The sequence below is a fragment of the Thalassobacterium maritimum genome (assembly GCF_031127805.1).
Classification (GTDB): domain Bacteria; phylum Verrucomicrobiota; class Verrucomicrobiia; order Opitutales; family Coraliomargaritaceae; genus Thalassobacterium; species Thalassobacterium maritimum.
Genome location: NZ_JARXHW010000001.1, coordinates 105,036 through 129,545, shown reverse-complemented (window position 1 = coordinate 129,545; position 24,510 = coordinate 105,036). Strand labels below are relative to the sequence as shown.

21 protein-coding genes are annotated in these 24,510 nt (G+C 54.0%); 12 read left to right on the top strand and 9 right to left on the bottom strand.

Translation table 11 applies throughout. The features are described 5' to 3' along the window. Positions 1 to 26 precede the first annotated feature (26 nt). Complete coding sequence (locus QEH52_RS00530) at positions 27 to 890, bottom strand: MBL fold metallo-hydrolase (RefSeq protein WP_308947951.1); 864 nt, start codon at positions 888 to 890, stop codon at positions 27 to 29. A gap of 115 nt (positions 891 to 1,005) precedes the next feature. On the opposite strand from QEH52_RS00530, the gene folE2 reads away from it, so the two are divergent. From folE2 to QEH52_RS00510, 4 genes are all read left to right on the top strand, one after another. Beyond that, complete coding sequence (folE2, locus tag QEH52_RS00525; protein ID WP_308947949.1) at positions 1,006 to 1,986, top strand: GTP cyclohydrolase FolE2; 981 nt, start codon at positions 1,006 to 1,008, stop codon at positions 1,984 to 1,986. 38 nt (positions 1,987 to 2,024) lie between these two features. Continuing rightward, positions 2,025 to 2,615, top strand: coding sequence for a riboflavin synthase (locus QEH52_RS00520; RefSeq protein WP_308947947.1), 591 nt, complete (start codon positions 2,025 to 2,027; stop codon positions 2,613 to 2,615). 55 nt (positions 2,616 to 2,670) lie between these two features. Then, complete coding sequence (locus tag QEH52_RS00515) at positions 2,671 to 2,985, top strand: phasin family protein (protein WP_308947946.1); 315 nt, start codon at positions 2,671 to 2,673, stop codon at positions 2,983 to 2,985. A gap of 117 nt (positions 2,986 to 3,102) precedes the next feature. Then, a complete protein-coding gene (locus tag QEH52_RS00510; RefSeq protein ID WP_308947945.1) occupies positions 3,103 to 4,752 on the top strand; it encodes an ABC1 kinase family protein in 1,650 nt (549 codons plus the stop codon). A gap of 40 nt (positions 4,753 to 4,792) precedes the next feature. Here the strand turns inward: QEH52_RS00510 and QEH52_RS00505 are convergent, their stop codons facing one another. The 4 genes from QEH52_RS00505 to QEH52_RS00490 all read right to left on the bottom strand — a co-directional run bounded on the left by QEH52_RS00505 (position 4,793) and on the right by QEH52_RS00490 (position 10,639). Beyond that, positions 4,793 to 5,206 carry a response regulator gene (locus QEH52_RS00505; protein ID WP_308947944.1) on the bottom strand — a complete coding sequence of 138 codons (414 nt, stop codon included), beginning with the start codon at positions 5,204 to 5,206 and terminating at the stop codon, positions 4,793 to 4,795. 9 nt (positions 5,207 to 5,215) lie between these two features. Next, positions 5,216 to 7,090, bottom strand: coding sequence for a PAS domain-containing protein (locus tag QEH52_RS00500; protein ID WP_308947943.1), 1,875 nt, complete (start codon positions 7,088 to 7,090; stop codon positions 5,216 to 5,218). Between the two features lie 157 nt (positions 7,091 to 7,247). Next, positions 7,248 to 8,822 (bottom strand): coiled-coil domain-containing protein, encoded by a 1,575-nt coding sequence (locus tag QEH52_RS00495; RefSeq protein ID WP_308947942.1) that lies wholly within the window; start codon positions 8,820 to 8,822, stop codon positions 7,248 to 7,250. A gap of 65 nt (positions 8,823 to 8,887) precedes the next feature. After that, a complete protein-coding gene (locus QEH52_RS00490) occupies positions 8,888 to 10,639 on the bottom strand; it encodes a hypothetical protein (RefSeq protein ID WP_308947941.1) in 1,752 nt (583 codons plus the stop codon). 20 nt (positions 10,640 to 10,659) lie between these two features. Between QEH52_RS00490 and QEH52_RS00485 the strand changes: the two genes are divergently transcribed. Next, positions 10,660 to 11,553 (top strand): class I SAM-dependent methyltransferase, encoded by an 894-nt coding sequence (locus tag QEH52_RS00485; RefSeq protein WP_308947940.1) that lies wholly within the window; start codon positions 10,660 to 10,662, stop codon positions 11,551 to 11,553. Between the two features lie 122 nt (positions 11,554 to 11,675). Here QEH52_RS00485 and radC read toward each other — a convergent pair whose 3' ends face one another. After that, the gene (radC, locus tag QEH52_RS00480) at positions 11,676 to 12,395 is read right to left on the bottom strand and encodes a RadC family protein (RefSeq protein WP_308947939.1); all 720 of its coding nucleotides are present in this window, start codon (positions 12,393 to 12,395) and stop codon (positions 11,676 to 11,678) included. A gap of 91 nt (positions 12,396 to 12,486) precedes the next feature. Between radC and rlmN the strand changes: the two genes are divergently transcribed. Further along, positions 12,487 to 13,596: a dual-specificity RNA methyltransferase RlmN gene (gene rlmN, locus QEH52_RS00475; protein WP_308947937.1), complete on the top strand. Its 1,110-nt coding sequence runs from the start codon at positions 12,487 to 12,489 to the stop codon at positions 13,594 to 13,596. A gap of 65 nt (positions 13,597 to 13,661) precedes the next feature. Here the strand turns inward: rlmN and QEH52_RS00470 are convergent, their stop codons facing one another. The 3 genes from QEH52_RS00470 to QEH52_RS00460 form a co-directional block, all read right to left on the bottom strand. Further along, complete coding sequence (locus QEH52_RS00470; RefSeq protein ID WP_308947934.1) at positions 13,662 to 14,654, bottom strand: peptidylprolyl isomerase; 993 nt, start codon at positions 14,652 to 14,654, stop codon at positions 13,662 to 13,664. Between the two features lie 73 nt (positions 14,655 to 14,727). After that, entirely contained in the window at positions 14,728 to 15,351 is a 624-nt protein-coding gene (locus tag QEH52_RS00465; RefSeq protein WP_308947932.1) for a bifunctional 4-hydroxy-2-oxoglutarate aldolase/2-dehydro-3-deoxy-phosphogluconate aldolase, read from the bottom strand. 126 nt (positions 15,352 to 15,477) lie between these two features. Beyond that, a complete protein-coding gene (locus tag QEH52_RS00460) occupies positions 15,478 to 16,575 on the bottom strand; it encodes a PfkB family carbohydrate kinase (protein WP_308947931.1) in 1,098 nt (365 codons plus the stop codon). A gap of 146 nt (positions 16,576 to 16,721) precedes the next feature. Here QEH52_RS00460 and QEH52_RS00455 point away from each other — a divergent pair, with 146 nt between their 5' ends. The 6 genes from QEH52_RS00455 to priA all read left to right on the top strand — a co-directional run bounded on the left by QEH52_RS00455 (position 16,722) and on the right by priA (position 24,337). Beyond that, positions 16,722 to 17,831, top strand: a complete 1,110-nt coding sequence (locus tag QEH52_RS00455) for an AraC family transcriptional regulator (protein WP_308947930.1) — start codon at positions 16,722 to 16,724, stop codon at positions 17,829 to 17,831. A 367-nt stretch (positions 17,832 to 18,198) separates the two neighbouring features. Further along, entirely contained in the window at positions 18,199 to 19,203 is a 1,005-nt protein-coding gene (locus QEH52_RS00450) for a transposase (RefSeq protein ID WP_308947928.1), read from the top strand. 105 nt (positions 19,204 to 19,308) lie between these two features. Then, on the top strand, positions 19,309 to 19,770 hold the full coding sequence (locus QEH52_RS00445; RefSeq protein ID WP_308947927.1) for a hypothetical protein: 462 nt from the start codon (positions 19,309 to 19,311) through the stop codon (positions 19,768 to 19,770). A 179-nt stretch (positions 19,771 to 19,949) separates the two neighbouring features. After that, the gene (locus tag QEH52_RS00440) at positions 19,950 to 20,315 is read left to right on the top strand and encodes a TPR end-of-group domain-containing protein (RefSeq protein WP_308947926.1); all 366 of its coding nucleotides are present in this window, start codon (positions 19,950 to 19,952) and stop codon (positions 20,313 to 20,315) included. A 31-nt stretch (positions 20,316 to 20,346) separates the two neighbouring features. Then, on the top strand, positions 20,347 to 22,086 hold the full coding sequence (locus tag QEH52_RS00435; RefSeq protein WP_308947925.1) for an ABC transporter ATP-binding protein: 1,740 nt from the start codon (positions 20,347 to 20,349) through the stop codon (positions 22,084 to 22,086). Further along, the gene (gene priA / locus QEH52_RS00430; protein WP_308947924.1) at positions 22,073 to 24,337 is read left to right on the top strand and encodes a replication restart helicase PriA; all 2,265 of its coding nucleotides are present in this window, start codon (positions 22,073 to 22,075) and stop codon (positions 24,335 to 24,337) included. The genes QEH52_RS00435 and priA overlap by 14 nt, the downstream gene beginning before the upstream one ends. Positions 24,338 to 24,510: the final 173 nt, after the last annotated feature.

Sequence of the window (24,510 nt, the reverse complement as noted above, 5' to 3'; positions counted from 1 at the left end):
TTGAGGAAATGTGTGATTGCGTGTAGTTAGATTACTTTGGAAGCAGGAGCGATGCCGCTTTGCGGGTCGACGACCTTTATGGATAGCTTCTTTAGCAAGGGTGCAAACTTTTCGTGCACCAGCCGGGCATTGTTACAATCCTTACTTAAGTGGGCGAGATAGACCTGCTGCAAGGTGCTTTGTTGAGAAAGTTCTTCGACTAGCTCGAAGCTGGCGTGATTGGAAAGGTGGCCATGTCGCCCGCGAATGCGCTGTTTGGTGGACCATGGGCGGCGCTCGTCTTGCTCCAGCAGCTCCTCGTCGTAGTTGGCTTCGACCACCAAAGTTTGCACATCGCGGATATGAGCTTTGACATGCTCGGGCACGTAGCCGAGGTCGGTGACCCAGGCGAGACTGCGGGGGGGCGAAAAGAGATCGCCCTCTTGCCCCCAGTTGAATTTGAAGCCGACGGGATCGTAGGCATCATGGGGCAGGGCGAAGGAACGCACCTTCAGGTCGCGAAAGCTAAAATCAGTGCCAGTCTGAAAAATTTGCCAATTTACAGGCTTGGTGGCCTTCGCTTGCACGGCATCGGCCGTGTCGCGGTTGGCAAATACGGGTAAGTCGGCGCGTTTGGCCAGACCGCGAATGCCTTGGGCATGGTCGCTGTGTTCGTGAGTCAGGAAGACCGCGTCGATTGCGTCGAGTGATTCGCCGACGGCTTCCAGCATGCAGCCAATGCGCTTGGCCGAGAAGCCCACATCGACGAGCACCTTAGTATGCCCGGTGTGGAGTAGGGCGCAGTTACCACCGCTGCTGGAGCCTAATATTTGGAATTCGATGGACATTGCCGCGCAGTTGTATGCCAGAGCGGTCATGGGTAAAGCCTTTTTACGCGCTTGCGTATCCATGGATTCATACTTTAGCTGCCCGCTCGTTTGAATTGAGTCTGGCGCTTGCGCTTTAGCCCTTCTGCGACATTTTGAAACAAAGTATAGTTAACATCGTTGTTACGATCTTAGTCACATGAAATCCGAAACTAGTTCTACATCGCCGAATCAATTGAATGCGTCCGCGCCGAAATTGAGCAAGGTCTACGACCGCGACTTCGTCCTGACCGACGAGTATCGCGCAGCACTGCCCGATATGCAAAATGCAGATTCGCAGCATATCTTCGGGGCGAATGTGCCCATCCTCAAAGTCGGGATTTCTAACTTTCGCCTGCCGCTACGCTATATCACATCAAGTTCGGATACGCTCACCCTGGAGACTTCAGTCACGGGCACAGTTTCGCTGGAAGCCAACCAAAAGGGCATCAACATGTCACGCATCATGCGTGTGTTTTACACCTTTCAAGACCGCATCTTTACGCCCGATCTCTTGAATGAAATCCTGCTCCAGTATAAGGAGGAGATTCACGCGCACCGTGCGCAACTGAAGCTTTCGTTTGAATATCCCATCATGAAGCCAAGCCTGCGTAGTGGGCTTGAGGGCTGGCAGTATTACCGCGCCGCCTTCGAAGGGCGCGTCGATGAGCTGAACCGTTTTCGCAAATACATCCATTTCGATTTCGTCTATTCCTCGGCCTGTCCCTGCTCTTCGGAGTTGTCAGAGCACGCCCGCTCTAGCCGCGATGTTTACAGTATCCCGCACTCGCAGCGTAGCACCGCACGCGTGAGTGTAGAAGTGGCTGATGGGGAACACCTCAGTATTGAGCGCTTGCAAGAGCTGTGCTTAGAAGCCCTGCAAACGGAGACTCAGGTGATGGTTAAGCGTGAGGATGAGCAGGCCTTTGCCGAAATGAATGGCGCCTATACCAAATTTATCGAGGATGCTGCACGTCTGTTGCACGAGCAGCTCGACGCCGAGCCTAAGATTGCCGACTTTCAAGTGGCCTGTGCGCACCTTGAATCTCTGCACTCACACGATGCGGTCGCTGTGATTAACAAGGGCGTGCCCGGTGGCTTTACCGGACATTTCGAAGATTTTAAATCGCTAATCCGTTAATCCGCTAAATTCGCGAGGGAGCGCACCGTTTTCGACTTATGTTTACAGGAATCGTTGAAGAAACTGGCAAGGTCATCTCTTTTGAGGAGACCGAAAATGCTTGGCGCCTGATCTTGGAGGCGCATGCAGTCACCAAAGATCTACAATTGGGCGATAGCGTGGCGGTGAATGGCTGCTGCTTGACGGCAGTCGCATTTTCCGAGAATCGGATCGAGTTTGATCTATTGGAAGAGAGCAAGCGCTTGACTTCGATCGGTGGTGTCGGTCCCGGGGGGAAGGTCAACCTCGAACGTGCACTGCTGCCGAGCACGCGTATGGGCGGGCACTTTGTGTCGGGGCACGTTGATGGCACTGGCGTGATCGAAGCGATCGAGCCGCGGGGCAAGGACTTCTTTTTCCGCATTCAGTGTGAGCCCGACAAATTACGCTATATTGTGCACAAAGGCAGCATAACAGTGGATGGCATTTCACTGACTGTAGCCGAAGTCGACGACAGCGGTTTTGCGATTTGGTTAATCCCGCACACGATGGAGGTGACCAATCTGCATACCAAAAAGGTCGGCGATCTCGTGAATTTGGAAAACGACCTGATCGCAAAATACGTCGAGAAGCTCTTCGCGAAGTCGTAGTAACTCGCTTTGTGCTCTTGTATTTCTGATAGGACTGGAGTATCTTTCGACCACTATGATCGATCTCGTAAAGAAAACTATGTTGGCTGGCATTGGCGTGGCTGTCGTGACGAAAGATAAAGTTCTGGAGTCAATGGATGAATTGGTGGAAAAGGGCAAGTTGACTAAAGACGAGGCGGCTGCGATGTCGGACAAAATCGTTGAAGAAGGCCGCACTGAAACCGAGAAAGCAAAAGTTGAAGCCAGTAAGCTTTTTTGCGAGATGCTCAATCGCGCAAATGTTGTGACCAAGGATCAATACGATGCGCTGGCTGCCCGTGTGACAGCACTCGAAGGAAAGCTGCACAAAGAGTTTCCGAATGAGGACTGAGGTTGCCTGAGCTTACCTCTCGCAGTCTTGTTTTTTTGTAGGGGCTTCACTTGTGACGCCCGTGTCGTGTCAGGGGACTTTACCAGCGCAGCCCCAGCAGGATTCTTAACTTAATATATGAAACCCTTCAATTACTTATCCAATGCAGTGCGTGCGCCCGAAATTGTGGCGATCTTGGTGCGTTGGGGGTTTGAGGATTTATTGCTTCAGCTGGATACGCCGCAGTTCTTATTAAAGAACCTGGTGCGTAAGAAGGTGACGCACCTGACAGCTTATGAGCGTGTGCGGAATGCCTGTGAGGAATTGGGCCCGATTTTCGTCAAATTTGGGCAGATTCTTAGCACCCGCCCAGACCGTTTGCCCGAGCCGCTGGTGATGGAGCTTAAAAAGTTGCGTAACGATGTGGATACGCAGCCCTTTGAGACTATTAAGCCGGTCGCACTCAAGGCACTCGGGCGCGAATTGGAGGAGGTCTTTGCCGAGTTTGACCCTCACCCAGTGGCCGCGGGTTCATTGGGGCAGGTTTATCGAGCGAAATTGATCTCCACTGGAGCTGAAGTGGCTGTTAAAATACAGCGCTCCGAGATTCATAAAACGATTTCCGCTGATATGGAGATCATCGGCTGGTTTGCCAAACAGGTGCATGCGCGCATTGAAGAGCTGAGGCCCTATAATTTTCCTTCCTTGGTTCGTGAGGCTGAGAAGCGTCTCGAAGAGGAGCTCGATTATCGCAATGAGGCCGACAATGCTGAAATCTTCATCGCTTTAAATACCGAGCAGGCAAATGTCTTTGCGCCGAAGGTATATCGCGAGCTGACTTCGCGCCGACTGCTGGTGACAGAATGGGTGGAAGGCTTTGCGCCCGACCAAATCACACTGGAGCCCGAAGTCGCGGAACGGGTAGCCCGCATGGGCGGGGAGTCGATCTTTCACCAGATCGTGGGCACTGGCTTTTTTCACGCGGATCCGCACCCTGGCAATATGCTGATTACAGACGATCAGAAGATTTGCTTTATTGATTGGGGGCAGGCAGGGCAGATTACCATGCAGATGCGTTTTCATTTGGCGGATATGTTTGCTGCGATTACCGAGCGCGATGCGGACAAGGTGATTCGGGTGGCGCAGCACATGTCGGTTGATGATCGCCGGATCGATCGCCGTCGTTTGGAAAAAGAGATTACTTTTTTGCTCAACAAGCACCGCGAGTTTGGGCCGACGGGCACTAAAATGGGCACCGTGGGCTTAGAGATGCTCTATTTGTTCGGTAGCAATGGCATCGAAGTGTCGCCCGATTATGCGCTGCTTTCGAAGTCGATTCTCTGTGTGGAAGAGACCGCTCGCATCTTGGATCCGCATTTCGATATTCAAAAAGTCGCGCGCCCTTATTTGGTGAAGCTAAATAAAGAGCGCTGGAGTTTTTCGAGTATTCAGCGTCAGACGCTGTTTCCGATGCTCAATATGCTGCGTAGCATGCAACGTATTCCGGAAAATATGCAGCGTATTCTACAGAAAGTAGAAGACGAAAAACTGCAGATTAATTTTCATCACACCGGCACCGAGAATATCGAAGAGACGATTAATGCCTCTATGAATCGACTCACGGTGGGTATTATCATCGGCTCTTTGCTGATGGGCTCCTCGTTAGTGATCACTACCGGTGTGCGCCCCTTCCTTTGGGGCTATCCCGCGATTGGGATCGTGGGCTTTGTAGTCTCGGGCCTGTTAGGGATTTATATCGTGATCTCCACCTTGCGCAAGCATCATTAAAATCGGGTGCCGGGCCGGGCGTTTGATGGGGGATGTGCGCCTATTTTAGGGTTAATAACACAGTTTCGATCGCGCCGCAAAGTGTGTCCTTGTCCACTGGCTTGGCTAGGAAATGTTCGCCGCCGCTTTGGTAGAATCCTTTTTTGGACTCTTCTTGCGAGACCATGGCAGATACGAAAATAATCGGAATGTTTTGAGTGAGACTGCGACTGCGTAGGCTTTGGGCTACGTCGCCCCCGTCGGCTTCAGGCATCACCACATCAAGTAAAACGATGTTAGGCTTAAATGCCTTGGCCACCTCGAAGGCTTTGCGACTCTCATTTAGAGACTCTACGATATAATCGCCTGTGCCCTCTAGGTTTAGTTTGACCATACGGGTGAAGGCAGGTTCGTCGTCGATGACCAGCACTCGGCGGGCATCTTTATTGGGGGTGGATTTCTTGAATTTTATCATGATTTTATCTTAGCTTGAGGCAGGCAGCCATATGCGTACGCAGGCGCCTTGGGTATCGGTTCGGTTTTGGAGAGTCATTACACCATGGTGCATTTCTATGATGCTACGTGTTACGGAAAGGCCGAGCCCGGTGCCTTCGCCGGTGGTTTTGGTCGAGTAAAATGGATCGAATGCTTTTTGAATCGCTTCTTTATTGAGCCCGGAGCCAGTGTCCAGCACCTCGACTAGGATGACGGTGTCGCCGATGCGGAAGCATTCTGTCAGTTTACTGGATACATTATCGCCCGCACTTTTTATTTGCTCCGCGCGGGTGCGCACCGTCAGTGAGCCACCCTTTTTCATGACTGAGATCGCATTGAGAAAGAGATTGATGAAGACCTGTTCCATCTTGGAGGCATCGAGTTTGACTGGCTCGATCTTTCCGCTGAGATCTTCGTGCACAGTGATACAGCTTTCGTTGAAATTGTGCCGCATCAATGCCAGTACTTGCGAAATGATTTCGTTTATATTGCCCAGCTCCATCGCCACCTTGTGTGGCGAGGAATAATCGAGTAATTCAAAGATCACATGATTGGCCTTCTGAATCGCATGGCGCATGTCTTGGATGACTTCGAGCATCTCCTCTGGCCCTTCTATTTGCCCTTCTAAATATTCGGCGCCCAAAGCGACCACATTGAGTGGATTTTTGACCTCGTGTGCCACGCCTGCGGCGAGTCGGCCGACTGTTTTTAATTTTTCGGCTTCGATCAACTGTAGCTTGGTCTCTTCCAGCGTTTTGATGGCCTTCTTTAAGTTGCGCTCGGCTAGCTTTTGTTCGGTCATGTCTAGCGAGATGCCGACCAGGCCGATGCAGCGCCCAAGCTCATCACGTAGGGGGACTTTACTGGTTAATAGCCAGAGCTCGGAGCCATCAGGCCGCTGCCGGTAGTCGATTAGATTTTCGATACTTTGGCCGCTTTGCATTATCTTCTGGTCGGTGGCGGATATGCGTGTGGCTTCTGACTGCTCGAAGAAGTCGTAAAGGGTTTTGCCGATCACCTCGGGTTCTGCCTGCGCACCTAGATATTTCACATGGCGCTGGTTGACGACTAAGTAGTGCCCGGCCAGATCCTTGACAAAGATGCCTGCCAGGGCGTGTTCGATGATGGTCTTTAGCAGCGAGCGTTCGTGGGCCAGTGTGTCTTGTGCTTTTTTGAGTTCTGTGATATCGCGCGAGATGCCCATAGTGCCGATGATGCGGCCTTGCTCATCTTTGAGCGGCACTTTGGTGGTATTCACCCAGTTGAAATGTCCGTCTTCGAAGGTTTCTTTTTCGAGTTTACCTACGATGGGCTGGCCATCGCGTATTATTTGTTGCTCGTCATTGTAAGCGGCCTGAGCGTGTTCTTCGGAAAATAGGTCGAAGTCGGTCTTTCCGAGCAGGCTGGGATGCGCTTTGCCGTAGACGGTCTGCATCCTTTTATTCACTTTCGTGAAGCGGCTTTCGCGATCTTTGAAGAAGATCGCGTCGGGTATATTGTCGAGTAAGGACTGTAAGCGGGTTTGCTCGTGCAGCAGCTCTTGTTCTTTGAGACGTCGCCGGATGGCGTGGGTGATGCGGGTGGGAAGCTCGCCGTCGACTAAGTGATCCGCCAGTATGTAGTCGTCCAGATGGTGGATGACTTCCTTGTAGCGCTGTAACTGCGCGTGATCGCGGCAGAGCGCAATGAGCGCGACTTTGTTCTGTTGTTGCGAGATGTAGTGGATGCTCTGCAGAGAGTCGTCCCGATCTTGGCGCATATCGACCAGGATCGCATGGTAGTCCTGTTCGAGATCGATTGTGCGCAGTGCATCCAAGCTGGGCACTTGCGAGAGCTGGTATTTCCCTTCTGTATCTTGCTCCAAGTGAGTGCGTAGGCGTGCCTCCTCAGATCGATCAGGGCTGAGTACTATCAGCTTGCGGGGTAAGCTTGGAAGGTGTTGGGCTGGGTACGGCAGAACATGATTAGACTAGCTTTTTGTGCCCTTGAAACAAGCGTAATTTGCACATTCTTAGCTGCGTTTAGCGTATTTTTGCCGGGAGCTGCTGCACGCGATCACGCAGGCGGTCGATGGTGGCGGCGTTCTCTTCGGTGTTGAAGTTCGCATTCAGCTGAGTGATCGCGCTGGCGAGGAAATCGTTGATCACCACGGCGTGCTCGGAGTCGGTCAAAATGCCGATGAATTGGCTGTTTTTGGTAAAGGCCAAGTCCCCACGGGAGGAGGCGAAATCGGCGAACAACTGTCCGAGTGCAGGACGATCCATTTTTAGGAAACGTTCGCTCTCGGTCAGGCGGCGGAAGCCGGTGCGGCCGAAGTTACTCTCGTCATTTTTGACCAGCACCGCTTCTTCCCAGCGTTCAGGCTGCTGGGCGAGTGGGAAGGTCTCTAGTCCGGAGCGCTCAACAACGGATTGCGGCAAGGGCACGAAGAGTATGCGTGGATCGGTGCTAAGAAAGCCGATCTGGCTCACTGGGAAGCGTCGATTCCCGAGAGAGACCTCTAGGCTCGCCGCGAGTAGATTATTGGCGTTCTTATTAAAAGCAAAGGGGGAGTTGGCCGTGTGGGTGACGAGGTAAGTGGCGCCGCTGGCATCTGTGATCAGTATACTCTTACTCTCGTAGTTACGTGTGGTCTGTGCGCCAAATAGGCCCGCTTCGGTGGCGGTGAACCGTAGGCTGGCTCGATTGTTTTGAAAGCGAGTGAAGATTTCACTCATGGTTTGAGGGCGTGCGGCCTCGATCTCTTTTTTGATATCTTCGGAGGCTTGAGCTAAACTGCTGACCCCTTGTCCGAGTTGGCTGACGCCGGCACCGAGTTCGGAAACGTTTTCAGTGAGACGGTCTGCGCGGGCGAATGCTTGCTCTTTCTCGCGTTGTAGCTGCAGCTTTTCGGCTTGTTCCGAGGTGAGATTTTGTTCCAGCAGGCGACGTTCTGCTTGGGCGACCTGAAGTTCGCGGTTCAGTGCCTCACGTTCGGCGGCCAGTTTTGCTTTTTCTTCTTCGGCTGCCTTGAGTGCGGCTTCGCGTTCGGCGAGTAAAATTTCGCGCGCGATGAGTTCTTCTTCGGTTTGGCTGAGTTTTTCTTTGGCGACGGAGCTCTCTTCTTTGAGTTGCCCTAGGGTGGAGACTAGCGAGACTTGTTCTGATTTGGCGGCCTCAAGTTCCGTGCGTGTGTTGTCAAAGCGTTCTGCGAGCTGGGCACGCTCCGCTTCGATGCGGGCCTTTTCCGAGGCGAGAGCCTGTTGGGCGGCTTCGATTTCGGCCTTCGTTTGTTCCAGTTGCTGTGCTTTTTGAGTGGTGGCTTCGAGATTGGACTGTGTGGCGGCCAGCGCGGCTTCGCGCTCTGCCAGTTCCCGAGCCTTGGCTTGCAGGGATTCACGGGTCTCGGTCAGGTCTTCGGTGAGGTTTTGGCGTGAGCTGAGCTCCGATTCCAATGATTCTTCCAGTAGCGAAATCAACTCGGCCTCGGCGCTGGCGGAGGCCTCTGTGACTTCGAGCCCGGTCTCGGGTTTCTCTTCAGGCGGGTCGAAACGTGCCAGTGCGAGCATGCTCAATAGGAGGAAGTCGCAAATGACGAGCATGAGTGTTTTGTTCATAGGGCGGTGTTTGGAAGGGAGAAGATCGAAGGAGGCGCGCGGCGCTGGATCGCGAGGACGGCTGCTTACAATTCGATATTTTTCATCAGAGAGACTTCGCTATCGTGGGTCTCTGAGCTAGCTTGTATGATGAGGTGGCGGCGGTATGGGCGCAGGTTGATGACCTTCAGCATCGCGACAAATAGGATGCCAAACAGGGTGGACGCATAGGCGGCCATCAGGCTGGCTTCGACGATGCCAACTGCGACCAGTATCAGTGACAGGACGGTGCCTCCTAGCCCGAAGTAGAGGCCGAAGTCGAAGAGGTTTTCTTCGTTTTCAAGCAGCTTGAGCTTGAGGGAGGCGCTGAGTTTTTGCTTGGCGATCTCTTTGAGCTTAATCAGGCAGAAGCAGTAGATGACGAGCTGCGTGATGAAGAAGAGCGCGAGCACGAGGAGGGTGACTTGATTGAGTTCTTGCATGGCTTTAACGGGTGATTTGAGAGATTCTAAGGTGTCGGCGACCACAAACTCGATGCGAGGCGCGGAGTCGGAGTCAGTTTCGGTATTGCTAGATTTAAGTACTTCAGGTTCGAACAAAGTCCATAGCGTGAGCGCTACGACTAGACTGATGAAAACATTGCGAGCAACTATGGAAGGTGTGCTGCGGGCTAGGGTCTTTTGGGACTTGGTCTCTTGTATACTGGCGCGCCAAGCGGCCCCCATCGCGAGTGCGAAAGCCAAGCCCGAGAGCACGAATAGGCCGGCTTTCAGGGCAAGGGCTCCCTCGCGGTTATTTTGGCTGAGCTCGACGAGACTGTGTGGACGATATTGACTCAGAAATGGGATCACGGTAGCGGCTAGGCCAGCTTTGGCATGGTAGATCGGAAGCGCTTCGCGTAAAATCTCCTGCGTGGCCTGCGGGCCGTAGCTCAAGGCTGCGTCGAGATCTTGTTTCCCTGTGTCGGGATAGCTAGCTAAGTAGCTGAAGATTGGCGATGAACTGCCTTCAAAGCGCAATGCGGTGTAAAGTGCGTCGATACGGTCGGGCTGGGCGCGGAAGAGGGTGCCCATTTCGCCCCAGTCACTTAGGCTCTGAGTGATGTGGGCGAGGTCCGCTAGGGAGCGGTGGTCGAGTTGGCGGCCTAGTGAGAGGGTGGCGATGGCAAAGTCTTCCAATGCTCGTACCGCTGCGGGGGTGCCGAGGTTGGCTTGGGCGGCGGTTTGCCCAATTTTTTGCGCGAGCGCTGGGCTGAAGTGACCCCCTTCGATTAGCAGGGCGAGGCTGAGAATGCCTGCGTCGTAGGGCGCACCAGCGGCATGGCTGGCGGGGTGTAAGCGCAGTAGGCCTACAATGTCGCGTGCGCCTAGTAGGGCGGCTACGTTGGCATTGGTGGACTCTGCGAGCATGCTGCTAAGTGAGGCGCGCTCACTGCGAGGCAGCAGTTGCGGTAGCAGGGGGCGTGGTTCGATGCCAGCTGTGGCGCTGGGCTTGGCTTGCACGAGCTCTAAAAAGTCTTCCAGCGTGCGGTCGGGGCCTCCGCTCGCCAGTAGGCTGGGGCGTTGCTCCAGTAGTTCTCGTATTTGAGCTTGATAGGGCTGCCTTCGATCGGGGCGGGTTCGGGTGCCATTGAGGATGCGCAATGTCGAGCCGATGTGAGCGGATCGGATGCTTTCATTCAGCACTACGTCCACTGCATGGCCGGCATCAGCTTGCTTGGCATGAGCTTGCAGCACCGCAAGGTCGATTGAGCGCAAGTGGGCAGGGATCAACAAGGCGGCCGCTGCCAACAGCAGCGCGACGACGAGGAGTATAATTGTCTTGAAGATGGCCAACATGAATCGAATGAGTCACGAAAATGAACCCTTTCGTTCCACTGGCAACCCTACAAAGCCGTATCGGAGGCATCCAAGCGGATTATTTTGCATTCGAGTGGGGGTGGTTGGGGTGGAGGCAAGATTCTCTTGCGCTTTCGATTTGCCAGCATGGATGCATGGATTTGACTGCAGCCATGGACGTCAAAGAGGTAAAGGCATATTTCGATTCGCAGGGAGTTGTGAACTACTACGCGCAAGCTGCGGCCGATCTTGGGCTTTGGGCATCGGAGGAGAAGATTTTTACCCGTATCTTTTCGCCGGAAGATTCGCTCTTAGAGTTGGGCTGTGGCGCGGGGCGTATCGCGATCGGTCTGTATGAGCTGGGCTATCGACATATTTTAGCTACCGATTATGCGCGCACGATGGTGAAGCAGGCGCAGGATTTGGCGAAGCGCTTAGACTATACGATTCATTGCCGCGTGTGCGATGCGACGCGACTTGAATTTGAGGACAATGTCTTCGATGGCGCGATTTTTGGTTTCAATGGGCTGATGCAGATTCCCCAGTTGGAGCAGCGTGAGCGTGCGCTGCGGGAGATTCTGCGTGTGATTCGTCCGGGTGCCTGGTTTGTATTTACCACACACGATCGTGAGCGTTCCGCACATCGCGACTTTTGGCAGGCGGAAACGCTGCGCTGGGAGTATGGCACGGAAAAACCGGAACTTGACGACTTTGGTGATCGCACTGAGGCGACCGATCATGGGGCGCACTTTATGCATGTGCCGACCGTGGCCGAGATGCAAGCGCTGCTAGCTAAAGTAGGCTTCCATGTCGAAGCTTCAGTCATGCGCAGTGAATTGGGGCAAGAGTCCGCGCAGGTGGAAGCCTTTTCTGACGACTGCCGCTTTTGGGTGGTGCAGAAGCCACAGGGCTGAAACTTGAGGGCTAAGAGCTAAGAGCTGAGGGCTGAGGGCTAAGAGCTAAGAGCTGAGGGCTGAGGGCTGAGGGCTAAGAGCTGAGGGCGGAGGACTCGAGGGTGGGGCCGTGAGTGCGGAGGCTAGATGAGGCCGGCTTCGTTGAAACTGTAGTAGCCGAGCCCCTGCGGGTCGTGGGCTTTGTGCCCGACGATGACGTGGTCGTGCAGGTCGATGCCGATGACTTTGGCGGATTCGCGCAGTTGGCGTGTGACTTGTATGTCGGCGCGGCTGGGGGCTGGATCGCCGCTGGGGTGGTTGTGCACGGCGATGATGGCTGTGGCGCCTTGCTTAATGGCCTCGCGAAAGACTTCACGCGGGTGCGCCAGGCAATTCGTAGCCGTCCCTTTGGTCACTTCTTCACGCTTGATTAGGCGGTTCTTGCGGTCGAGGCAGAGCACCCAAAAGCGTTCGATTTCTTCGCCCGCGACTAATGGACGAAAATGGCGGGCAACCATGGCCGAGCTGTCGAAGATGACCTCGTTGCCCATGTCTTCGGTTAAGATGCGCTTGGCGAATTGCATCACGGAGATCAGCTGCAGTGCCTTTACTTTGCCGATGCCTCGTATCTGCTGAAAATCCTTGGCGGACCAGCGCAGTAGATGCGTGAGGCTGCCAGCCTTGTGGAGCAGTTCTTCAGACATGCTCACCACATCCACACCAGGAGGGCCGCTGCGTAGGATCATCGCTAGTAATTCGCGGTCGCTGAGCGCTTCCACTCCAAGCTTTTCCAAGCGCTCTTGCGGACGCTCGCTCGCCAGCATGTCTTTAATGCGGCGATTGCTTGAATAAATGACACTCATAATCTTGCATGTGAACGCTAGAGCACTATCTGATTTTTGCAACACGAAATTTGCAGTGGAATTTCTGAATAAAGCGTGCAAGTTCCCCTGCGTGCGATTTACACCTCAAAAACCGAGCCTCTTTGGCGAAACTCTCGAAAGCCTGAAAACGCAGATTGAAGCGGCGGGCTATAAAGGCTTTCGTGCCAAGCAAGTCATGGAGTGGCTTTATAAAAAGCGCGTCGATTCCTGGGATGCGATGACGAATCTGCCCAAGGATTTTCGTGCCTGGTTGGATGACACGTTCATCTTGTATCCGACGGCGCCTGTGATCGATAAGCGCTCCAATGATGTGACCCAGAAGCTGTTGCTGGAGCTGGAAGACAAGTCCTTGATTGAAACGGTCTTGATTCGCGCGCCGCAGACGGGAGTGGGGCAGGAAAATTCGCGCAAGACAGTCTGTGTGTCGATCCAGGTGGGCTGTGCCTATGGTTGTAAATTTTGTGCCTCCGGCTTGGCGGGCTTTCGTCGCAATCTGATGGCTGCGGAGGTGGTTTCGCAATTGATGCATATCTGCCGTCGCGAGGACGCACATACGGATCGGGCTCGTGAGGAGATTGCCTCCTTTGATAATATCGTGTTCATGGGCATGGGCGAGCCTCTCTCGAATTACGATACGCTGGTGCGCACCATCCGTATTTTGAATGCGGACTGGGGCCTGAATTTTGGGGCGCGCCGTATCACGGTGTCCACTTCTGGGCTGGCGCCGCAGATTTTGAAGCTAGCTGAAGAGGGGATCGCCGTGCGGCTCGCGATCTCGCTGCATGGGGCCACGAATGAGGTGCGGCAGCAGATTATGCCGGTCAATAAAAAATACCCGCTCGAGGAATTGATCCCTGCGGCCAAGGCCTTTCAACAGCGTCATGGCCGTATGTTGACGCTTGAGTTTATTCTCATCGAGGGCGTCAACGATAGCATGGAGCAGGCGCGTGAATTGGCTAAAATTGCCCGCGAGCTTCACGCTCACGTGAATTGCATTCCTTATAATACAGTGGAAGGCTTGCCGTGGAAACGCCCCAGTGTGCCCCGCCAGGACGCCTTTGTGGAGGCGCTGCGTAAGGCGAAAGTTTCCTGCACGATCCGTCGCGAGAAAGGCCACGATATCAACGCAGCTTGTGGGCAGCTACGCTTGCAAACAGAGAAGACTCGCCAGGCTTCGTAAAACAGATCAGATTGCTGCCTTGGGCGCTGACTTGCTTTAAGGCGGGAATGTAGGCGAATAATCGCCTATAAGAAGTAGCGCACGTAGGCTTCGTTACGCACTTCTTGCAGCCATTTCTCTTGTGTCTCGCGAGCGATCTCACCGATCAGCACGTTTTCGATGATGTCACGCACTTGCACGATGGGTTGAATCATTTCTTCTCGCTTGTCCTCTGCGTAGAGGATGAAGATGGTGCCCTCAATTTCAATTGGCTGGCTATAATTGCCCGCGGATAGTTCGAAGGCCGCGTCGCTGAGCTCTTTCCGAATGTCTTTGCGCTCGATCCAGCCCCAGTCGCCACCATTGCGGCTCATTTCATCCTGACTGTATTTGCGGGCGACGTCGCCAAAGTTGGCTCCGCTATTGAGCTCGTCGATCACCTTCTTGGCAGTTTGGCGTAGTGTGACTAAGCCTTCGTCGGCGAGTGGTGTCAGGATGATTTGGCGTAAGTGTAGGGCTTCTTCTTGGTAGAAACGTATCTTGTTCTTTACGTAGAATTCTTCGATGCGCTCCGGGCTGACTTCGGATTGAGATCGGCGCGATTCTTGACGCATCACGTTCACGACCACACGCTTGTAAATGTCTTTGCGGAAGTCGCGCGCAGTTTCGCCACGCGCGCGCAGATACTCGAGAAAGCGTCCACGGTCGCCCCCAAAATCGCGCTGGATCACATCGTCATACTCCTGCTCGATATAAGATGGCGGGATCATCAGCCCCTTCTCCTCGGCCGCCTTCACGATGATGATGCGGTCGATCATGTTTTGCAGCACTTCCTTACTCAGCTGATCGATGCGCTTGGAAAATTCTTCCGCACTCTTGGATTCGGTGCGTAGGCGAGGAATGATGGGCTCTAGTTCGCGGCGCAGTGCTTCGACGGTGATAATCTGCCCTTCGGCGATGGCTGCAATGCCATTGCCGAGTCGAAGCAATTCGGGATCGGGCGCGAGTTGGGCCTGCAGACTGGACTGAAACAAGCAGGTGGTGAGCAATAAAGAGCTGAAGAGGCGAAGATGCTTCATAGATGTGCGCAAGCAATACATATTAAGTGAATGCAGGCGAACATAGAAGCCGCGCCTAGACGGTCAAGCGGTATTACACCGAAGCCTTGGCCAGTGCGTCTTTCACCTGCTGGGTAATGGTGCCCCATTCTTTCGCTTGGATCTGCGCTTTGGTGGCGAGCCATGTGCCACCGATGGCGAAGACCTCGGGTAGCGAGAGGTAGTCGTTCATGTTGTCGAGCGTCACGCCGCCTGTGGGGCAAAATTTAATGCCCAGGTTGGCGTAGGGTGCGGCCATTGCTTTAAGCAGCTTGGGGCCGCCCGCTGCGCCTGCGGGAAAGAACTTGAGCGAAGTGCAGCCTGCTTTGACGGCGGCTTGGATGTCACTGGGCGTCATGATGCCGGGTATGAAGGGCACCCCTTGTTGCTTGAAATCAGCGATCGTTTCCGGATCGGTGCCCGGTGCGAGGCCGAACTTACTGCCGGCATCGATCGCGCGCTTGGCTTGCTCGGGCGTCACCACGGTGCCGGCGCCGACCTGCATTTCAGGGAAGGCCTTCGCGATGCGCTCAATGGATTCCGCTGCAGCCGCGGTGCGGAAGGTGACTTCGATAATGTTGAGGCCACCGGCCAGCAGCGCTTCGGCGAGTGGTTCGGCGTCGTTGGCATCGTCGAGCACGATGACAGGGATGACAGGGAATTTGTGTAGATCAGACATGGGGGAAACGTCGAACATTGAACGTCCAACTTTGAATTTTGAATGAATGAGAGATTTTAGAAACTAGATTTGAGTGCTGAAGCAAGGTTCAGCATTCGACGTTGGAAGTTCAACGTTCGATGTTCTCTAGCGATCCACGCGAGCGCCGCCGCCGGCTTTGATCTTTTTCACTTCCTTGAGCGAGGCCATGGTGGTGTCGCCGGGAGTGGTCATGGCGAGGGCGCCGTGCACACAGCCGTAGTCGACCGCTTCCTGGGGATCATTTTCGGAAAGGAAACCGTAAATCAGGCCCGAGGCGAAACTGTCGCCGCCGCCCACGCGGTCCATGATCTCCAACTCAGGGAACTGCATGGATTCGTAGAATTCGCCGTCGTGCCAGACCATGGCGGCCCAGTCGTTAACAGTGGCGGTCTTCACTGCGCGCAAGGTGGTTGCAGTGGCCTTGAAATTCGGGAACTGCTTGATGGCGGTGCCGATCATCTTTTTGAAGGCTTCCACTGGGATGTGGGAGATATTCTCATCCACGCCCTCGACCTCGAAGCCGAGGCAGGCGGTGAAGTCTTCTTCGTTGCCGATCATCACGTCGACATATTGCGCAATCTCGCGATTCACTTCCTGGCACTTAGCGAGGCCGCCGAAGTCCTTCCAGAGTGATGGGCGGTAATTCAAATCGTAACTGACGATGGTGCCGTGCTTCTTCGCACACTTGACTGCTTCCAAGACGACGTCTGGCGTGGTGGCGCTGAGCGCTGCGTAGATGCCGCCAGTGTGGAACCACTGTGCGCCGCGCTTGCCGAAGATCTCTTCCCAGTCGATGTCGCCGGGCTTGAGCTGGCTGGCGGCGGTGTTGCCGCGGTCGGGACAGCCGACAGCACCACGGATGCCGAAGCCGCGCTCGGTGAAGTTCAGGCCGTTGCGCACCTCGCGGCCGATGCCGTCGTACTCCACCCATTTGATGAAGTCAGTGTCGACGCCGCCTTGTAGGATGAAGTCTTCTACCAAGCGACCGACAGGATTGTCCGCAAACGCAGTGACCACCGCGGTCTTCAGACCAAAGCAGCGACGCAAGCCGCGGGCGACATTGTATTCGCCGCCGCCTTCCCAGGCTGTAAATTGGCGCGTAGTGTGGACGCGGCCTTCGCCGGGGTCGAGGCGTAGCATCACCTCGCCGAGCGAGATGCAGCCGTATTCACATGAGTCAGGGGATTTGATATCGATAGCCATAAGAGAACTAGTTGTGGGGACATTGATTGCAGCCGCGCCTTTGCTTAAAAAAGGACGACCGGGATTGTGTAAAAACGATCAACATACGCCGCAGGCCTTTAAGATAAAAATTGCATATTGCTAGAAAGATTTGCACTTTTGCGCAAATGGCACGCAGGAAGCATATTTTGATGGTTTTGGGCAGTTACGATCAAGCCGCGCATGAAGGCATCGCACGTTATGCGGGGCAGCATGGCTGGCACTTGGATGTCAGTATTCTCAAGGATTTTCAGCTGCCTGAGCACTGGAAGGGCGACGGCATCATTACCTCGCTGAATTTCAGTCGTCAGCTGGAAGAATTTGTTTTGAAAGCCGATGTGCCGACGGTCGACCTGTCGATCTGGCGTGAAGACATTGATCTGCCCCGGGTGGCTGCGGACAATACCGCGCTGGGGCACCTCGGTGCGGAGCATTTTATAGCACTCGGGCACCAGAACTGCGCCTGGTTCGGGCTGGCGATCAACCCAGTCAGTCGCACCCGCTATCAGGCGTATCGTGACACGCTGGCCGCTGCCGGTATTGATTGTGTGCGACTCGATACCGTCAAGGCGCAGGATCCCGTTTACATCACACAGCGCTTGCTGGATTTACCCAAGCCCTGTGCCATCTACACTAAAAGCGATTACGATACCGCCTGGTTGGCGCACCTCTGCCATGAAGCCGGACTGCGCATTCCCGACGACGTCGCACTCTTGGGGGCCGATGACAACGCACTGATCTGCGAGAGCCAGTGGGTCACGCTCTCCAGTGTGCGCTACGATCTTGCGCGCATCGGCTACGAAGGAGCCGCCATGTTGGATCAAATCATAAAGGGCGAACCCCTCGCGGAGCGCCTCAAGTTGATCCCCCCGCAAGGCATCACCGTGCGCCAAAGCACCGATGCCTTGGCCGCCACCGACCCGCTGGTCAGGCAAGCGCTGGCTTACATCGCCACTCATTTGCGCCGTTCCATCGGCACCCTCGAAATCGCCGAACACCTCGGGGTGAGTCGTCGCCTCCTGGAGCTGCGCTTTCGCGCGCAAATGCACAGCAGCATACGCGAATACTTAATCCGCAGCCGCATCGCCGAAGCCCGCAAACTCCTCAGCACCACCCAAGAACCCATCGAAACCATCGCCGCGCTCACAGGCTTTTGTAACGCACCGCATTTCAGTCGCAGCTTTAAACGCGACACCGGCATGACGCCAACCAAGTATCGCACGCAGCAAGCGCTGTGAAAATCATTATAGCCATGTTCAGAAGAAGTCTAAGAAAACAGCTGATTGTGTAGAGAGGTCCACGAAGCGGTTTCGAGCGTCGGTTGTAGCGCGCCTCAACTCGAAATAGCTTCGCCAATTCGCTACAATTAAACGACAATTCACGAGTGATTCCCCATTAATATCTCAGCGATCTTCTGAAGATCGCTCTACCTGATTGAGCCAAGAGCGGAGTAAAGTGGGTGTGCCCATGTGGATGTTCGGCTAAGTATGCGTTTACTTGAGCAGCTTTGTGGGGGCGTTGATATCTAAAAAGGGACATATCTAAAAAAGGGACAGGCTAAATAATGTTGACGGAATGCCGTGGTTGTGGCATTTTCATTTATATATGAGGACTCGAAGGACGAAGGTGAGTGGGAGCCGTGCCGTTTATCATTGTATGACTCGCACTGTGAATGGTGAGCGCTTGTTCCAGGACCGGGAGAAAGAGATTTTGCGTAAGATGCTGTGGCAAGTGGCTGAATTTTCCGGAGTCGAGATTTTAACTTACTGTATTATGTCGAACCACTTTCATGTGCTGGTGCGTGTGTTTGATGGGCAGGAGGTCTCTGATCGGGAGCTGATGCGTCGCTATCAGATACTTTATCCTAAGCCTACGAAGTATCAGGAAGCGTCGGCTGTTCAGATGGCTAAAACTCTTGAGGCGGGCGGTGAGGATGCAGAGATCATTCGCCGGAAACTCCGCGCGCGAATGGGGGATGTTTCCGAGTTTATGAAGGCGGTGAAGCAACGCTTCTCTGTGTGGTATAATCGTTCGCATCAGCGCTACGGCACATTATGGGCGGAGCGTTTTAAGTCGGTTCTTGTCGAAGGGAAGGGGAACCCGCTGCAAACGATGGCGGCCTATATTGATTTGAATTCTGTGCGGGCGGGGATCGTTGAAGATCCGAAGGATTATCGTTTTTGTGGCTATGCAGAGGCAGTCGCGGGCGATCAGAAAGCGCAAGAGGGATTGGTTCGAGTTTGGAGGGATTATCTTGGCCAGAGGCAGAGCGGTGAGGCTGCGGTCTCGGGGGCTTTGAAGTCACATCGCTTGCTGATCTTTGGTAAGCGGGCTGCGGAGTCTGGTTTGCCTGAGATGACGCGTCAGCAAGCTCTGAAGGTGTTGGAGCAAGAGGATGGCTGTCTTAGTAAGCACGCGATTCTGCGTTGTCGTGTGCGCTACTTTACCGATGGAGCCATTTTTGGTTCGAAGGAGTTTGTTCGTGGCTTCGTGGGGGCGTGGCAAATGGAGAAGGGGCGAAAGCACCCGCCGAAAGTGAATGCACTACGAGGTGCCGATTGGGGGGACTTGTCTGTAATCAATGGATTGAAGCGACAGGTCTTTGGTTAGGACTTTCTCTCGTTCTTTGCAGCAAGGGGCCAGATGCTGTCTTCTCGTCTGCAATTTCCTGCTTCGTGGTTGACGAGCGGCACGGCATCTTCAACTTGACCGATTATGCAACTTACCGACGAACAAAAAGCCTCAGTTACACAATGGGTTCAAGCAGGCCGCTCGCTGGCCGACGTGCAGCGTTCGCTGCTCGAAGAATTTGAAATTTCCATGACTTATATGGATGTGCGTTTCTTGGTCGACGACTTGGATATCGCAGTGGTCGAAGACGAGCCGGAAGCGGGTGAAGACGCTGTCGATGCGGAAACCGAAAACGCCGAGGCGGAACTTGTCGATGAGGGCGGCGATGGCTCTGTATTTGTTGATGTGGATGCGATTATGCGCCCGGGCGCGCTGGTCAGTGGCACGGTGAAGTTCAGCGATGGCGTCAGCCTTGGTTGGCAACTCAGTGCTGCAGGACAGCTCGGCCTGATTCCTGGCGATGACCCTGAATACCGTCCTAGCCCCGAAGATGTGCAGTCCTTCCAAGCACAGCTTGAAGACGTCTTGCGCAAGAAAGGCTTCTAGTCCTTGACTTGGAGGCCATTTCTACAGTTGTAGTGGGGAGACTGTACACTTCGCTCTCTTCGCTCGTTGCTAGATATTTGGCCGCGTGACTGTTTCAAGACTGCTCAGAAAAGATCTCGGGCGGAGCTACTGATATAAATCGTCCTTGCGCCTTCGCGCTAGGCGTTTTCAATCGGAAAATGGCCACTCGCAGCAATCTGGATTTTGAATTGAGCTTTTTCGAAAGCTTACATCGGCGCATGCCTAAGGATGTGCAGGTCGCTTCGATATTAGCACACATTTACACCCAAGCAGGCCGCATTGATTCTGGCTTGAAAATGGATCGCAAGCTGGTGCGGCTAGATCCCGAAGATCCCACTGCGCATTATAATTTGGCTTGTAGCCTCAGTCTGAAAGGGCGTGCCGCAGAGGCGGTCGAAGTGCTGCGGACGGCGATCTCTTTGGGCTACAAAGATTTTAACTGGATGCAGCATGATCCAGATCTAAATGCGATTCACGAATATGCAGGTTTTCAGCGCTTATTGAGTGATTTGGGGATTGGCTAATGGCCTAAGACCTTATCTGATTGTCTGGGTTATGCATCCGCACCAATCGATCGGTCTTCACAAGAAGACCTTAAGTGGCTTCATTTGGAGCCATAAACGCTCGCTTCGCACATACCTCTTCTGGCGCATTCTCAGTGTGCTTGCGATTACTCCGTTTCCGATTCTTTCGCAACGCATCGTGGATGTTGCGATTCCTGAAAGTGATCTCGGTGCGGTCGCGTATTATACGGGACTGTCGCTCGGCTTATTGGTTGTGCACTTCGTCTCAATGCGTATCGCGGTAAATAACCTGTCCACTCAGTCGCAAGAGATCTTTCGTAAATTGCGCGGGCGTATTTTTCATAAACTTAACTTTATGCATTTCGGTTTTCTGGACTCCGTCCAGACTGGGCGCTTACTCTCGAAGTATGCCTTCGATACCAGTAATATCGAAGCGACCGTTATTCAGATCGTGACTGGCATTATCCCTGAGTTGCTACGTTCGGTTTTGCTGATATTGGCCCTGACTTATATCAATGTCTGGTTGCTACTGATTGTGCTTATCAGTATTCCCATTTTCGCCTTTGTGCGGGTTTATTTCTTCAAGCAGATCGAGTTAAATAACCATGAGGTGCGCGTTGCTCGTGAGCGTATGACAGGGCAGGCCAACGAGTTTATTTCTGCGATTAAGTTGGTGCGTGGGTATGGCCAAGAGCAGGAGGCTAAAAAGCAAATGGGAGCTGTGAGCGATGCGTATAGTGATAAGCGGATTTCTCAGATGCAGCTGAATCAGTCGCTCGGTTATATTCTATTTACAGTCGTTACCAGCCTGTCCCTATTTGCGGTCGCGCTTTGCGGTGGGCTGGTAATCGAAGAGAAAATGTCGCTGGGTGCGATGGTCGCGCTGGTAGGTGCACTCCCAGTCTGTTTGGCGCCGGTCAATATGATCACTCAATTTAGTATGCAATATTTGTTGGGAGCAGAGAGCTACAAGAGCATCAAAGAATTGATGGATTCGGCCTATGTCGAGCAGTGGCAAGGGACGCGTGTGCTGGAGCAGATGCAAGGCAAAGTTGAGTTTCGTAATGTTAGCTTCGCCTACGATAAGGAGAAGGAGCACCGCACAATTCGTAATTTTTCGACTACGATTCAACCAGGGGAACACGTCGCTTTTGTGGGACCCAGTGGCTCGGGCAAGAGCACCATGGTGAGCTTGATGTTGGGCTTTTATGCGCCCATTGATGGTGAGATTCTAGTCGACGGGGTGTCGCAGTCGGACTTGGCGATTCGAGAGTTTCGTCAAGAGTGTGCCATCGTAATGCAGGATAATTTACTGCTGTCCGGCACGATTTTAGATAATATACGTTTTGGTCGTCCTTCAGCCACCGAGGAGGCTGTGCGTGAGGCTGCACGACATGCCAGTGCGCTGGATTTTATTGAAGATTTGCCCGATGGCTTTCAAACCAAAGTCGGCGAGCGTGGTGTCAGCCTCTCCGGCGGACAGCGCCAGCGGATTGCGATCGCCCGGGCACTCTTGCGCAATCCGAAGATTCTGATTCTCGACGAGGCTACCAGTGCGCTCGACTATGAGAGCGAAAAGTCCGTGCAAGCTGCGATCGACTATCTTGCGAAGGGGCGCACCACCATTACCATTGCCCACCGCTTGAGCACGATCCGCAGTGCTGACCGCATCATTGTGCTGCGTGAGGGCGAGTGTATCAGCGAGGGCAGTTGGGATGAGCTTGCCGAGCAGGAGGGAGCCTTTAAAGACTTACTCGATGCCCAAAAATAAGTCGCAGCATGACACCACCATAGTCGAAGTGATTGCCCTTTCTGGCTTTGACAAGGCGCTCGCATACGCCGTGCCGCCTACATGCCAGGCCACGCTGCAACTCGGCTCCTTGGTGCGTATCCCATTGCGGCGGCGCAGTGAACTCGGTGTCGTGCTGCGCTTCGGCACTGATCAAGTCGTGCCCCCGGGGAAGCTTAAGATGCTCTTCGAAGTCGTGCAGCCATATCCTGTGCTGACGCCCGACCTGATGCAGCTCTTCCGCTGGGCCCTCAAATATTATGCTGCCACGCCCGAGGCCATCTTGGAAACTATGATTCCTGCGGCCATTCGCAAAGGAATGAAGCCCAAGACCCGGCGCTATATTTCCAAGGGCAAAGCACCTACAGTCGAGGAGCTCAGTGCACTCGAAAAGCGGGCTCCCAAGCAGGCCGCGATTCTCAAATTTATCAGCCAACAGGTAAAACCACTACCACGCTCGGATATATTAAAGGCCATGAAGATTAGCGCTTCCGCCTGTGATGGCTTGGTGGTCAAGGGCTTCTTGCGCGAGACCGACACTGAAGAAGAGCGCATCGCATACGAGGACGAGCTCGGCGACCAAGAGTCCGTCGTCGCCGAGTCGCGGCCCGTTTTGACGGAAGAGCAGGGTGCTGCCGTGAAAACGATCCACGAAGCGATTGCAGCCGACAAGTTTAGTGTGCGCTTGCTGCACGGAGTGACTGGCTCGGGCAAGACCGAAGTCTACCTGAATGCCATCGAGAAAATTGTCGCTACAGGTGGCGGCGTAATTTTCCTAGTGCCGGAGGTGGCGCTGGCGCCACAAACTGTAGGCCGTGTGCGCGCGCGCCTCGAAGCCCGCGGCGTGCACACCGTGGTCTGGCACAGTCACCTCTCTGAGGGCGAGCGCTACGATGCTTGGAAAGCCCTCGCCAGCGGCGAAGCGCACGTAGTGGTCGGCGCACGTTCTGCGGTATTTGCCCCAGTGCAGAACCTCAAACTCATGATTGTCGACGAAGAGCATGAGCCGTCCTACAAACAGGAGGAGGCGCCGCGTTATAATGGGCGCGATGTCGCCGTCTATCGCGCGCATATCAACAAGTCCGTCTGCGTGCTCGGCTCGGCGACCCCCTCGCTTGAATCGCTCTATAATGTCGAGCTGGGCAAATACGCCGTCGACCGCATCTTGAACCGCGTCGATCATCGTCAGTTGCCTAAGATTCATCTGGTCGACATGCGCCGCGAAGCGCTGCAAGGCAAGGGTGCTTCACCCATATCCCGCACTTTGGCGGATAAACTGATCGATCGCTTCGAGAAAAAAGAGCAGAGCATACTTTTTCTCAATCGGCGCGGCTTTTCTACCAGCATACTCTGCCCCGATTGCGGCTATGTCGCGTCTTGTAAGCATTGCAGTATTCCTATGACCTTTCACCGTACGGACGGCAAACTGCGCTGTCACCTCTGCGGCGAACAGCGCGAAGCCCCAAGCAAGTGTCCCGAGTGCAAGTCGATCAACATCCGTAAGAAAGGGCTCGGCACACAGAAGATCGAAGACATCGTGCAAAAAATTCTGCCGCGCGCTAAAATCGTGCGGATGGATGCCGACTCGATGTCGAAGAAGAATCTCTACCGTAAGATTCTCAACGACTTTCGCATCGGCAAGATCGACCTGCTAGTGGGCACTCAGATGATCGCTAAAGGGCTCGATTTCCCCAATGTGACACTGGTGGGGCTAGTCGATGCGGATAAATCGCTGCACGTGGAAGACTTTCGCGCCGCCGAGCGCACTTTCCAACTGATCGTGCAAGTGTCGGGCCGCTCCGGGCGCGGCGACCGGGCGGGGGAGGTGGTGATTCAGACCAGCACGCCGCATGCACCGCCCATTCAGTTTGCCCGCAAATCCGACTTCGACGGCTTTCAACTCGAAGAGCTCGAGCAACGCCGCGAGTTCAATTATCCCCCTTTCCGACATCTCATACGCCACCTCTTTCGTGGTCGCAACCCCGACAAGGTCAACTTCTACATCGAGCAGTGGCTCAAGGTTCTGGAGGAAGAGATGGAAGATGAATTAGAGATCCGCGGCCCCGCGCCAGCCCCCATCGAAAAGATTCGCGACGAATATCGCTTCCAACTGTGGTATTTCGCCCCCAGTGCCAGCCGCGTCATCGGTAAAATCGTAGCCCTGCGCCAAGAATTCAAAATGGATAAAGAAGTGATCGACCTGCTCGATGTCGATCCGATGAATTTGAGCTAATTTCACCTTTTCGAATAAAATTAAAACTTTTGTTCGATTTTTCGGAACTTAGTGAGTTACCTGCGGACGAAGTATAGCGTAATGAGTTATTTATTACGTTTTTTCATATATAGTTAGGGGTAACTAGTAAGGTATAAACACACTCCCCACCTCTTTAATTAGGGGTGGGGTTT